This is a genomic window from Microbispora bryophytorum, from assembly GCF_006874465.1.
GTDB lineage: Bacteria > Actinomycetota > Actinomycetes > Streptosporangiales > Streptosporangiaceae > Microbispora > Microbispora bryophytorum.
In genome coordinates, this window is sequence record NZ_VIRL01000006.1 from 178,122 (window position 1) to 189,892 (window position 11,771).

The following is an 11,771-nucleotide window of genomic DNA, read 5'->3' on the forward strand; positions in this document are numbered from 1 at the left end:
GGAGCGACCGCGCCGTACTGCTCAGGCCGTGCGCGTTATTGGTGGGGCACACATTACGACGAGCACATCACGAAGTGTGAGGAGGGTCACTCCTCCCCTCTGTGATCTCGGTCACTTCCCCGGCAGTTTGACCACGGTCACGAAGAACTCGTCGATCTGCCGTACTACCCGGGTGAACTGGTCGAAATCTACGGGTTTTGTGATGTACGCGTTAGCGTGCAGGTTGTATCCCCGCAGGATATCCTGCTCGGCCTCCGACGTGGTGAGGATCACAACGGGGATGCTCCGCAGCGAGGGGTCCTTCTTGACCTCCTCCAGCACCTCGAAACCGTTCACGCGCGGCAGGTTGAGGTCGAGCAGCACCAGATCGGGCCGGGGCACCGAGTCGTACTTCCCCTCCGAGCGCAGGAAGGCCAGCGCCTGCTCGCCGTCGTTGACCACGTGGAGGTTGTTGCCGACCTTGTTGTAGGAGAACGCCTCCTGGCAGAGCAGGACGTCGCCCGGGTCGTCCTCGACCAGGAGGACCTCGATCGGGCGGAACTCACTCATCGGCGCTCACTCATCGGCGTTCACTCATCAGGGTCTCCCAAGGCCGGCAGGGTCCAGCGGAACGTGGCTCCGGTGCCCTCGCTCGTGTCGAGCCAGATCCGGCCGCCATGATATTCGACGATCTTGCGGCACAGGGCCAGTCCGATGCCCGTCCCGGGATAGACGTCCCTCGGGTGCAGACGCTGGAAGATCAGGAAGATGCGGTCGGCGTACTTCGGCTCGACGCCGATCCCGTTGTCCGAGCAGCTGAACTCCCACACGTCGCCGTCCCGCCGTACGCCGACGTGGACGCGGGGCGGCTCCTCGGAGCGGAACTTGAGCGCGTTGCCGACGAGGTTCTGGAAGAGCTGGGTCAGCAGCGTGCGGTTGCCGACGACCTTGGGCATGTCGTCGTGGGTGACGGTCGCGCCGGTCTCCGAAAGCCGGGTGTCGAGGTTGCGCAGGGCATGGGCCAGCGCGTCGCCGGTGTCCAGCTCCTCCCGCTCGTCGCCGACCCGGCCCACCCGCGAGAAGTCGAGCAGGTCGTTGATGAGCAACTGCATGCGGTGGGCGCCGTCGACCGCGAAGGCGATGTACTGCCGGGCGCGGTCGTCGAGCCGGTCGGCGTAGCGCTGCTCCAGCATCTGGGTGAAGCTCGCCACCTTGCGCAGCGGCTCCTGCAGGTCGTGGCTGGCCACGTAGGCGAACTGCTCCAGCTCGCGGTTGGACCGCTTGAGCTCCTCGGCCTGCTCGGCGATCTGCCGGCGGGCCTCGACGGACGACTGCCACTCGGTCATGATCCGGTGGCGCATTCCGTCGATGTGCCCCGACAGCTCCCACAGCTCGGCCGGCCGCTCGACCCCGAGCTCGTGGTCGAAGTCGCCCGCCGCCACCGCCCGGACCTGCCGGGTCAGCCGCGCGACAGGGCCGGTGACCGCCCGGCGCACGATCAGCGCGCAGAACACGATCGCCAGCACCATCGCGCAGACCAGCGCGGCGACCGCCGCATAAATGGTGTTCCAGCCGGAGTAGAGCCGATCTCTGGCGGTGTCGTGCAGCCGTCCCAGCAGTGCCTGCTGCGTGTCGAGCGCGCTCCTGACCGCCGAGAAGCGCTGGAGGTTGTCCTTGGCCAGGTCGGTGAGCCGGCCAGGACCGCTCTCGTCGGTCCGCGCGACCACGGGCTCGGCGTAGTCGCGCCGCCACGCGCCCGTGGCGTCGGTGATCTCGCGGATCTGGCGGCGTACGCCGTATCCCTGGGGTAACTGCGGGGCGAGCCTGGCGATCTCGTCGGTCGCCGAGCGCTCCTCGGCGATCCCCCGGTGGTAGGTGTCGAGGTACTGCCGCTCGCCGGTGAGCCCGTACCCGCGGATCGCGCCCTCCTGTGTCTGCACGGCCCGGGCGACGCGCAGCGTCTGCAGGGCGGCGGGGTCGACCGCGTCCACGAGGGTCCGCCGGGCCTCCTGCGTCGTGATGAGCGCGAGCAGGATGGCGCTGACCGCGATCACGAAGATGAGCAGGACGCCCGCTCCGGCGAGCACGAACCACCGGCTGACCGGCAGGCGCGCGCCCCGCGCGGACGGCGTCAGCGGGGGCAGCGGGTCCGGCGCCGACTGCGGCTTTCCCGTGGGCTCCGGCGCGCTCATGCCCTGCTCTCCCGTACGTCCTGCTTGTCATGGCCGCGGGAGACGAGGACGGCCGCGACGTCGTCGTGCATGGCGCCGTCGAGACTGGCGATGATGCGGTCGAGGTCGATTCCCGCCTGGGCGCGGATCAGGTTCGCGAGCCCCTCGGTGCCGAGCAGGTCGCGGTTCTCGCCGACCGTCGCCTCGATCAGTCCGTCGGTGTAGAGCAGCAGCGACCACCGCTCGCCCAGGGCGACGTCGATGGGCGTCCACACGATGTCCCGGAAGATCCCGAGTGGCGGGCCGGACGGCGTCTCGGTGACCACGCCGAGCACGCCGTCGCGCAGCAGCAGCGGCGGCGGGTGACCGATCACGTGCAGGCGGGCGGTGGTCAGGTCGGGGGCGATGGTCGCGGTGCACATCGTGGTGAAGATCTCCGGCGACTTGCGCTCGTGCCGCAGCAGCGTGTCGAGCGTGCGCAGCACGTCGTTGCCGGTCTGCCCGGCCAGCACGAGCGTGCGCCAGGCGATGCGGAGCGCCGTGCCGAGGGCGGCCTCGTCGGGCCCGTGCCCGCACACGTCGCCGATCAGCACGTGCACCGCCCCGTCGGGCGTCTGCACGGTGTCCCAGAAGTCGCCGGCCAGCAGCCCGCCCGTACGTCCGGGCAGGTAGCGGGTCTGGTGATGGAGGAGCTGGGGATCGAGCAGGGGGACGGGCAGCAGGCCGCGTTCGAGCCGGGAGTTCTCCTTGCTGACGATGCGTTCCTGCAGGAGTTCGCGCATGGCGAGGTCGGCGCGCTTGCGCTCGATGGCGTAGCGGATGGCACGGATCAGCAGCCGGGCGTCGATGTCCTGTTTGACCAGGAAATCCTGTGCTCCGGCGGCGACCGCCTCGATGCCGACGTGCGCGTCGCCGAGCCCCGTGAGGACGAGCACCGCCGTGTCCGGGGCCATGGCGAGGACCTGCTGCAGCGCCTCGAGCCCGGACGCGTCCGGAAGGGAGAGGTCGACGAGCACGCACTGCACGTCGTCGGTGAGCCGCGCGCGTCCCTCGGCCAGCGTCCGCGCCCAGGTGATCTTCGGCGGCCTCTCGGCGCCCGCCAGCAACTCCTCGACGAGAAACGCGTCACCGGCGTCGTCCTCGACCAGCAGGAGGGTGAGCGGATCGGGCAGATCAGGGGAGACCGGGGTCACGAACGCCTCTCGTCAGCGTCAGCAGCATCATCGTTGTGCAGCATCTGTGGACAGAACCTATCGTCTGGGGACCGCTCGGTCGGGGCTCACTCGTCAACGAGCGCCTCTATTCCCTGGGGAAGGGTTCCCTCACGCGCGGCCTCGCCGAGGAACGACAACAGCGTCCCGCGGAAGGCCTGCGCCGCCCGGGTCGGCTCCACGTCCTTGCGGTGGGCGAGGGCCACCGTACGGCGCAGCCCGGGCAGCAACGGCGTGCCCGTCAGCGCCGGGCGGTTCTCCAGCACCATCGAGGGCACCACGGCGATGCCCAGCCCCGCCTCGACGAACCGCAGCACCGCGTCCATCTCCCCGCCCTCCACCGAGAAGCGCGGCTCGAACCCCGCCTGCCGGCAGGCCGCCAGCGTCGCCTCGCGCACGTCGTAGCCCCTGCGGAACATGACCATGGGCCGCCCGCGCAGGTCCTCGATCCGCATGTACGACCTGCGCCCCGGCGCCGACGCGGAGGCCACGACGAGGTTCTCGCTCAGGATCTCCCGGGTCACGAGGGACGGGTCGCTGCTCTGCAGCGGCAGGATGATCAGGGCCAGGTCGAGCTGGCCCCGGGCGAGGTCGCGGACGAGGTCGCGGGACCCGCCCTCCTCGACCTTCAGCTCCACGCCCGGGTAGTCGCGGTGGAAGCGGGCCAGCGCGTCGGCCAGCAGCCCGGCGCACAGCGAGGGGGTCGCGCCGAGGCGCACCCGCCCCCGCCGCAGCCCGGCGAGCTCGGCGACCTCGCGCCGCGCGGTGTCCGCGTCGGCGAGCATCCGGCGCGCGAGCGGGAGCAGCGCCTCACCCGCCGCGGTGAGCGTGACGTTGCCCCGGGCCCGGCTGAACAGGGGAGCCCCCAGCTCGGTCTCGAGACTCTTGATCTGCTTGCTCAGCGATGGCTGGGCGACGCGCATCCGTTCCGCGGCCTGGGTGAAGTGCCGCGTCTCGGCCACGGCCAGGAAGTAGGCCAGTTGCTGGAGCTGCACATCAATAGGCTACGGCTATCGCCGAAGCCGGCTCGATGCGCCCCCGTCGTGGGGACAAGGTGTGAGATTGGTCGCACCCCCACGGGACCTTCGGCTCTGGGAAACCGCGTGGGACAGAGCGCATAGCCGCGGGCTATCGAAACCAGGCCTGCCATGACTTGGACGTCTGAAAGTGGCAAACCTAGCGTGTGGATTCGTGACAGCCACTGTTGACCATTCTGTGGACTCCGCATCCGTGGATCGCGGGTCGGCGACCGCTCCGGTTCCCACGCACAACGCACCTCGCAAGCCCGCGGGGCCCGCGCCGCGTACGCCCGCCCGGCGCGGTCTGCTCGGCACCTCGGCCGGCAGGAAGGCCGTCATGGCCGTCACCGGCGCGGTTCTCGTGCTCTTTTTGATCGGCCACATGCTGGGCAACCTCAAGATCTTCTTGGGTGCCGACTCCTTCAACCACTATGCCGACTGGTTGCGCACCGTGGGCTCGCCCGCGCTGCCGAACCGGACTCTGTTGACGATCACCGAGATCGTGCTCGTGGTCTGCGTCGTGCTGCACATGTGGGCGGCGGTGTCGCTCGCCCGCCGGGCGGCCAAGGCGCGGCCCGTGAAGTACGCGGCCAAGCGGAAGTCGCAGGCCAACGGGTATGCCGCGCAGACCATGCGGTACGGCGGCGTGATCATCGTGCTGTTCGTGGTCTGGCACCTGCTGGACATGACCTTCGGCACCGTGAACCCCAAGGGTGGCGACGCCACGCCGTACGACCGCATGATCGCCGGCTTCCAGCCCGACCGCTGGTGGGTGGCGCTGTTCTACCTCGTCGCCATGGTGATGATCGGCCTGCACCTGCGCCACGGCCTGTGGAGCGCGTTCCAGTCGCTCGGCCTGACCCGCCGCCCCCGCGTCCGCGGCTTGCTGCAGAAGACCGCCGTCGCGGTCTCCGCGGTGCTGGTGCTCGGGTTCGTCGCCGCGCCCGTCTGCATTCTGATCGGAGTGGTCAAGTGAAGTTCCGCCGCCGCGCCCAGCAGCAGGAGGAGCACGTGAGCCTCCCGGGGATGTACCGGGTGGGCGAGCCCATCCGGGACACCAAGGCACCGGAGGGGCCCATCGAGGAGCGCTGGGACAAGCGCCGTTTCTCGGCCAAGCTGGTCAACCCGGTCAACAAGCGCAAGCTGACCGTCATCGTCGTCGGCACCGGCCTGGCCGGCGGCTCCGCCGCGGCCACGCTCGGCGAGCTGGGATACAAGGTCAAGTCGTTCTGCTACCAGGACTCGCCCCGGCGGGCCCACTCCATCGCCGCGCAGGGCGGCATCAACGCCGCCAAGAACTACCGCGGCGACGGCGACAGCGTCTACCGGCTGTTCTACGACACCGTGAAGGGCGGCGACTACCGCGCCCGCGAGTCGAACGTCTACCGCCTCGCCCAGGTCAGCGTGAACATCATCGACCAGGCCGTGGCGCAGGGCGTGCCGTTCGCCCGTGAGTACGGCGGCCTGCTCGACACCCGGTCGTTCGGCGGCACCCAGGTGTCGCGCACCTTCTACGCCCGCGGCCAGACGGGCCAGCAGCTCCTGCTCGGCGCCTACCAGGCGCTGGAGCGGCAGGTCGCGGCGGGGAACGTGGAGGTCCACACCCGTCACGAGATGCTGGAGCTCATCGTCAGCGGCGGCCGGGCCCGGGGCGTCGTGGTCCGCGACATGGTCACCGGCGAGATCGAGACCCACCTCGCGGACGCGGTCGTGCTCGCCAGCGGCGGCTACGGCAACGTGTTCTACCTGTCCACCAACGCCAAGGGCTGCAACACCACGGCGATCTGGCGGGCGCACAAGAAGGGCGCCCACTTCGGCAACCCCTGCTACACGCAGATCCACCCGACCTGCATCCCGCAGAGCGGCGACCACCAGTCGAAGCTGACGCTGATGTCGGAGTCGCTGCGCAACGACGGCCGGGTGTGGGTGCCGAAGCGCAAGGGCGACGGCCGGGCTCCCGGCGACATCCCCGAGGACGAGCGCGACTACTACCTGGAGCGCATCTACCCGGCGTTCGGCAACCTCGTGCCGCGTGACATCGCCAGCCGCGCCGCCAAGAACGTCTGCGACGAGGGCCGCGGCGTCGGTCCCGGCGGGCTCGGCGTCTACCTCGACTTCGCCGACGCCATCAGGCGGATGGGCCGGGAGGCCGTCGAGAAGAAGTACGGCAACCTCTTCGAGATGTACGAGCGCATCACCGGCGAGAACCCGTACGAGGTGCCGATGCGCATCTACCCGGCCGTCCACTACACGATGGGCGGGCTGTGGGTGGACTACGACCTGCAGTCGACCATCCCCGGGCTGTTCGTGGTCGGCGAGGCCAACTTCTCCGACCACGGCGCGAACCGCCTGGGCGCCTCCGCCCTCATGCAGGGCCTCGCGGACGGCTACTTCGTGCTGCCCACGACGATCGGCGACTACCTCGCCGGAGCCGGCACGTTCGGACCGGTCGAGGAGGGCGACGTCGCGGAGGCCAGGAAGGCCGTGCAGGACAAGATCGACAAGCTCCTGTCCGTGAACGGCAACCGCACCGCCGACTCCTACCATCGGGAGCTCGGCCGGATCATGTGGGACTACTGCGGCATGGAGCGCACCGAGGAGTCGCTGCGCAAGGCGCTGGAGCGCATTCCCGAGCTGCGCGAGGAGTTCTGGAACAACGTCAAGGTGCCGGGCGACCCCGAGGGGCTCAACCAGGCGCTCGAACGCGCCGGCCGGGTGGCCGACTTCTTCGAGCTCGCCGAGCTGATGTGCATCGACGCCCTGCACCGTACGGAGTCGTGCGGCGGTCACTTCCGGGCCGAGTCGCAGGACGCGGACGGCGAGGCGCTGCGCGACGACGAGAACTTCGCCTACGTCGCCGCGTGGGAGTGGACCCCGGAGGGCCCGGTCCTGCACAAGGAAGAGCTGAACTACGAGTACGTCAAGATGACCCAGCGGAGCTACAAGTGAACCTGACCCTCAAGATCTGGCGGCAGAACGGCTCGTCGGACAAGGGACGGATGGTGACCTACCGGGTCGAAGACGTCTCTCCGGACATGTCGTTCCTGGAAATGCTCGACGTCCTCAACGAGCGGCTGATCCTGGAGGGCGACGACCCGGTCGCCTTCGACCACGACTGCCGCGAGGGCATCTGCGGCATGTGCGGCATGGTCATCAACGGCGTCGCGCACGGCGAGCAGAAGCTCACCACGACCTGCCAGCTGCACATGCGGCACTTCAAGGACGGCGACGTCGTCACCATCGAGCCGTGGCGGGCCGCGGCGTTCCCGGTGGTCAAGGACCTCGTCGTGGACAGGTCGGCGTTCGACCGGATCATCCAGGCGGGCGGCTTCATCTCCGTTCCCGCCGGGTCCGCCCCGGAGGCGCACTCCGTCCCGGTGCCGAAGGCCGCCGCCGACGCCGCCTTCGACGCCGCCACCTGCATCGGCTGCGGCGCGTGTGTCGCGGCCTGCCCGAACGGCTCGGCCTCGCTGTTCACCGCGGCGAAGATCACGCACCTGAGCCTGCTGCCGCAGGGCCAGCCGGAGCGCGAGTCGCGGGCCAGGGCGATGGTCGAGCAGATGGACGCCGAGGGCTTCGGCGGCTGCACCAACACCGGCGAGTGCACGGCGGTGTGCCCCAAGGGCATCCCGCTCGACACGATCGCTCAGATGAACGCCGACTACCTCAAGGCCGCCTCGAAGTAGTCACGCGACAAGTAGTATCCGAGCGAACGCACGGCCGGCGCACGCATCACGCCGGCCGTGTCGTCGCCGCCGGAAACATAATCACGCCTCCTCCCGGGTAACGTGTGATTTGCGTTGGCGTAACGCGCCTGCCGTGTCCCCGCAGGCGAGGGAGTGAGCATGCCCGTGTCAGGTCCACGTTCGACCTTGAAGGTCGCGTCCGCAGTCCACGGCGCGGCCGTCGTCGTGCGTGTGGAAGGCGATCTGGACGCCGGCACCGTTCACCTGCTCCACGGCGAGTTGGACCGGGTCTGGGAGTCGCCGGGGACGTCCGTCCTCGTGATCGACGTCGCCGAGCTGGAGTTCTGCGACTCGCGCGGGCTGAGCGAGCTGATCTCCGCGTTGCAGCGCGGCCAGGCCATGAACGTCCGGTTGATCCTGAGCGGCGTGCAGGGCGTGCTGCGCCGGGTGCTGACGATCACCGGTCTGCGCAACGTGTTCGAACAGCACCCGTCGGTCGCCGAGGCGCTCCGCCTCGCGGCGGACGCCGGGCCGCGCCACTCCCGGTCCGGCGGCGACCCCGGCTCGGGCTCCGACCCCGGCTCGGGCTCTGATCCCGGCGGGTTGTACGAGACCGCCGGCGACCGCTGAGCGCTGCCGGCCCCTGCCGTACCGTCCTCCTTGCCTCCTTCCGCCTGGCGGGGTAAGTAGGGGTGTAACTTCTCTGTAGATCTCCAAAGAGGAAGATCTTTCGGGATGAGGACAGGCGATGACGACGAGACTTGGCGTCACGGTGAGCCATGAGGCGACGCACACTCTCGTCACTCTGACCGGTGAGCTGGACGTGATCTCCGGCGAGCGGCTGAGCACCGTGTTCGGCAAGTTGTCGGAGGAGGGCGGCACCCGGCTGGTCGTGGACGCCTCCGAGCTGACCTTCTGCGACTCCATGGGCCTGCGGCTTCTGCTGGAGGCGCACGACCGTGCCGTGGAGGCGGGCGGGTTCATGAAGCTCGCCGGCGTTCGGGGCGTCTTCCGCAGGATCCTCACGGTGACCGGGCTGCACGCGGCGTTCCCCATCTACGAGACCCTCGCGGACGCCCTGGAAACCCTGGACGACTGACGCCGGTCACAGGCCGCTCCTGATCTCCGCCCGGAGCTCGGACAGGTCGACCGCGGCGTCGGTCAGGATGCGGACGCCGAGGCCCTCGCCCTCCCGGATGACGCCGAGGAGGATGTGCCCGTCGCGGATGTCCTTGCTCTTGAGCGCGATGGCCTCGCGCAGCGCGAGTTCGAGCGTCTTCCTGGCCCGGGGGCTGAACGGGGCCCGGCGCCCGCTGAGGAGACCGCCCCGACGGCCGCGGCGCGGGTCCCGGTCGAGAGCGCCGACGCCGAAGACCTCCTCGATCTTCTCCCGGACGGCCGACAGGTCGATGCCGATCGTCTCCAGAGCCTCGGCGTCGATGTCCCCGCCCGTCGCGTTGCCGACGATCCGGACGACCTCCGCCCGCACCCGCGCGTGATCGACGCCCCGCGCCGCGAGGAGCCGGGCGGACAGCGTCTCCGGGCGGCTCAGCAGGCCGAGCAGCAGGTGCTCGGTGCCCACCTGCCCGTGCCGGAGTTCCCTGGCCTGCTCCTCGGCGTGTACGACGACCTGCCGGGTGTCTTCGGTGAACCTCTCAAGCATCTACTTCTCCCGTCTCAGCAGTCCTCGTCCGCCCGCGTACTTCTTGTGCACCGCCTGCCGGGACACCCCGAGCAGGAGCGCGATGTCCTGCCACGACCACCCCGCGGTGCGGGCGTTGTCGACCTGCAGCGCTTCGAGCCGTTCCACCAGGAGCCGCAGCGCCCGTACGGCCCGCAGGCCGACGGCTGGATCGCGGCTGCCGGCGTCGCTCGCCAGTTGTGCCGTATCGCTCATGTCGTCAACATAGGTTGACATCGCCCTTGTGTCAACCATGGTTGACGCCGAGGAAAACGGTTTGCCCCTCGACCTGCGTTTTTGCGACGCTGGAACGACCATGCGCTCTCTTCCTGTGGCCGACCCCGGCACTCCCGACGCCCGCGGGCCGCTGCGCTACCTGTGGTGGGTGGCGCGCAGCCAGGCCGCCCCGATGCTGATCGGAGCCGGCCTGGCGGTGCTGTGGTGGCTGGGGCAGGCGCTCGTGCCGGCGGCCCTGGGCAAGGCGATCGACGCGATGGCCGCGCGGGACGCGGGCACGCTGCTCAGATGGTCGGCGGTGGTGCTCGGTCTCGGCGTGGTCCAGGCGGTCGCCGGTGTCATGCGCCACCGCTTCGCCGTCTTCGCCTGGCTGTCGGCGGCCTACCGCACCGTGCAGGTGACCGTACGGCAGGCGGCCAGGCTCGGGGCGACGCTGCCGAAACGCCTGTCGACGGGCGAGGTCGTCAGCGTGGGCAACTCCGACATCGCGCACATCGGCAACGCCATGGACATCCTCCTGCGCGGGACCGGCGCGGCCGTCGCCATCGTCGCGGTGACCGTGATCCTCCTCGCCACCTCGGTTCCGCTGGGCCTGGTCGTGCTGGTCGGAGTGCCGCTGATGGCGGCCGCGGTGGGTCCTTTGCTCAAGCCGCTGCACCGGCGCCAGCACGAGCAACGCGACCTGCAGGGCGACCTGGCCACCCGGGCCGCCGACATCGTGGCCGGCCTGCGGGTGCTGCGCGGCGTCGGCGGCGAACAGGTCTTCGCCGCGCGCTACCGCGAGGAATCGCAGCGCGTACGGCAGGCGGGTGTGCGGGTGGCCTCGGTGGAGTCCCTGCTGGAGGGCGCGCAGATCCTGCTGCCCGGCGTGCTGATCGCGTGTGTGACCTGGCTCGGCGCGCACTTCGCGCTCGACGGCCGCATCACGCCCGGTCAGCTCGTCGCGTTCTACGGCTACGCGGTCTTCCTGATCGCGCCTTTGCGTACGCTGACCGAGGCCGCGGACAAGCTGACCAAAGGGCACGTGGCGGCGCGCCGCGTCTGCCGCATCCTGTCGCTGGAGCCCGAGATCGCGGGCGGCGGCGGCCGCTTCTTCACGGGCGAGGGCACGCTGCGCGACGGCGGGTCGAGGGCCGAGGTCCGGCCCGGCCGGCTCACGGCGCTCGCGGCGGCCGCGCCGCAGGACGCACTCGCCATCGCCGACCGCCTGGGCAGGTTCGCCCCCGGCGACGTCACCGTCGGCGGCGCGCCGCTGGCGGACCTGCCGCTCGCCGAGGCCAGGCGGCACATCCTGGTGGCCGACAACGGCGCGCGGCTGTTCAGCGGACGGCTGCGCGACGAGCTCGACGTGCGGGGCACGGCCGGAGACGAGGACGTCCGCCAGGCGCTGTACGCCGCGTGCGCCGAGGACATCGTGGCGGCGCTGCCCGAGGGCCTGGACGCGTACGTGGCCGAGTCGGGCCGGGAGTTCTCCGGCGGCCAGCAGCAGCGGCTGCGGCTGGCCCGGGCGCTGATCGCCGACCCGGAGATCCTGATCCTGGTCGAGCCCACCAGCGCCGTCGACGCGCACACGGAGGCACGCGTCGCCGAACGGCTGGGCAAGGCGCGGGCCGGCCGCGCGACCCTGGTCTGCACGACCAGCCCGCTCGTGCTCGACCGGGCCGACCACGTGCTGTACGTCGAGGGCGGCGTGGTGCGGGCCGAGGGCACCCACCGGGCGCTGCTGGAGACCGAGCCCGCCTACCGGGCCACCGTCACACGCGAGCTGACGCGAGGGGAGGACTGAG

Annotated in this window: 12 protein-coding genes; 6 read left to right on the plus strand and 6 right to left on the minus strand. The window is 70.5% G+C overall.

Annotated elements, in window-relative coordinates:
* Window positions 1-111 precede the first annotated feature (111 nt).
* The 4 genes from FLX07_RS14520 to FLX07_RS14535 form a co-directional block, all read right to left on the minus strand.
* Window positions 112-549: a response regulator gene (locus FLX07_RS14520; RefSeq protein WP_142571298.1), complete on the minus strand. Its 438-nt coding sequence runs from the start codon at window positions 547-549 to the stop codon at window positions 112-114.
* Window positions 550-569: 20 nt separating this feature from the next.
* Window positions 570-2,171, minus strand: a complete 1,602-nt coding sequence (locus FLX07_RS14525) for a sensor histidine kinase (RefSeq protein WP_142571299.1) — start codon at window positions 2,169-2,171, stop codon at window positions 570-572.
* On the minus strand, window positions 2,168-3,343 hold the full coding sequence (locus tag FLX07_RS14530; RefSeq protein WP_142571300.1) for a PP2C family protein-serine/threonine phosphatase: 1,176 nt from the start codon (window positions 3,341-3,343) through the stop codon (window positions 2,168-2,170). The genes FLX07_RS14525 and FLX07_RS14530 overlap by 4 nt, the downstream gene beginning before the upstream one ends.
* Before the next feature lie 86 nt (window positions 3,344-3,429).
* Window positions 3,430-4,356 carry a LysR family transcriptional regulator gene (locus FLX07_RS14535; protein ID WP_142571301.1) on the minus strand — a complete coding sequence of 309 codons (927 nt, stop codon included), beginning with the start codon at window positions 4,354-4,356 and terminating at the stop codon, window positions 3,430-3,432.
* A 196-nt stretch (window positions 4,357-4,552) separates the two neighbouring features.
* Between FLX07_RS14535 and FLX07_RS14540 the strand changes: the two genes are divergently transcribed.
* From FLX07_RS14540 to FLX07_RS14560, 5 genes are all read left to right on the plus strand, one after another.
* On the plus strand, window positions 4,553-5,356 hold the full coding sequence (locus FLX07_RS14540; protein ID WP_229689750.1) for a succinate dehydrogenase cytochrome b subunit: 804 nt from the start codon (window positions 4,553-4,555) through the stop codon (window positions 5,354-5,356).
* Between the two features lie 50 nt (window positions 5,357-5,406).
* The gene (locus tag FLX07_RS14545) at window positions 5,407-7,329 is read left to right on the plus strand and encodes a fumarate reductase/succinate dehydrogenase flavoprotein subunit (RefSeq protein ID WP_142571436.1); all 1,923 of its coding nucleotides are present in this window, start codon (window positions 5,407-5,409) and stop codon (window positions 7,327-7,329) included.
* Window positions 7,326-8,066, plus strand: a complete 741-nt coding sequence (locus tag FLX07_RS14550; protein WP_142571302.1) for a succinate dehydrogenase/fumarate reductase iron-sulfur subunit — start codon at window positions 7,326-7,328, stop codon at window positions 8,064-8,066. Before FLX07_RS14545 ends, FLX07_RS14550 begins: the two co-directional genes overlap by 4 nt.
* A 159-nt stretch (window positions 8,067-8,225) precedes the next feature.
* Window positions 8,226-8,696 (plus strand): STAS domain-containing protein, encoded by a 471-nt coding sequence (locus tag FLX07_RS14555; RefSeq protein WP_142571303.1) that lies wholly within the window; start codon window positions 8,226-8,228, stop codon window positions 8,694-8,696.
* Between the two features lie 118 nt (window positions 8,697-8,814).
* Entirely contained in the window at window positions 8,815-9,165 is a 351-nt protein-coding gene (locus tag FLX07_RS14560) for an STAS domain-containing protein (RefSeq protein WP_142571304.1), read from the plus strand.
* Window positions 9,166-9,171: 6 nt separating this feature from the next.
* Here FLX07_RS14560 and FLX07_RS14565 read toward each other — a convergent pair whose 3' ends face one another.
* The gene (locus FLX07_RS14565; protein ID WP_142571305.1) at window positions 9,172-9,729 is read right to left on the minus strand and encodes a Clp protease N-terminal domain-containing protein; all 558 of its coding nucleotides are present in this window, start codon (window positions 9,727-9,729) and stop codon (window positions 9,172-9,174) included.
* Window positions 9,730-9,963, minus strand: coding sequence for an RNA polymerase subunit sigma-70 (locus FLX07_RS14570; RefSeq protein WP_142571306.1), 234 nt, complete (start codon window positions 9,961-9,963; stop codon window positions 9,730-9,732).
* Between the two features lie 100 nt (window positions 9,964-10,063).
* Between FLX07_RS14570 and FLX07_RS14575 the strand changes: the two genes are divergently transcribed.
* Complete coding sequence (locus tag FLX07_RS14575; protein WP_142571307.1) at window positions 10,064-11,770, plus strand: ABC transporter ATP-binding protein; 1,707 nt, start codon at window positions 10,064-10,066, stop codon at window positions 11,768-11,770.
* Window position 11,771: the final 1 nt, after the last annotated feature.

What these genes read in the sequence shown, in the direction of transcription:
- FLX07_RS14575 (WP_142571307.1), top strand. Translation starts at nt 10,064, where the DNA reads ATGCGCTCTCTTCCTGTGGCCGACCCCGGCACTCCCGACGCCCGCGGG.
- FLX07_RS14555 (WP_142571303.1), top strand. Translation starts at nt 8,226, where the DNA reads ATGCCCGTGTCAGGTCCACGTTCGACCTTGAAGGTCGCGTCCGCAGTC.
- FLX07_RS14560 (WP_142571304.1), top strand. Translation starts at nt 8,815, where the DNA reads ATGACGACGAGACTTGGCGTCACGGTGAGCCATGAGGCGACGCACACT.
- FLX07_RS14570 (WP_142571306.1), bottom strand. Translation starts at nt 9,963, where the DNA reads ATGAGCGATACGGCACAACTGGCGAGCGACGCCGGCAGCCGCGATCCA.
- FLX07_RS14520 (WP_142571298.1), bottom strand. Translation starts at nt 549, where the DNA reads ATGAGTGAGTTCCGCCCGATCGAGGTCCTCCTGGTCGAGGACGACCCG.
- FLX07_RS14525 (WP_142571299.1), bottom strand. Translation starts at nt 2,171, where the DNA reads ATGAGCGCGCCGGAGCCCACGGGAAAGCCGCAGTCGGCGCCGGACCCG.
- FLX07_RS14545 (WP_142571436.1), top strand. Translation starts at nt 5,407, where the DNA reads ATGTACCGGGTGGGCGAGCCCATCCGGGACACCAAGGCACCGGAGGGG.
- FLX07_RS14565 (WP_142571305.1), bottom strand. Translation starts at nt 9,729, where the DNA reads ATGCTTGAGAGGTTCACCGAAGACACCCGGCAGGTCGTCGTACACGCC.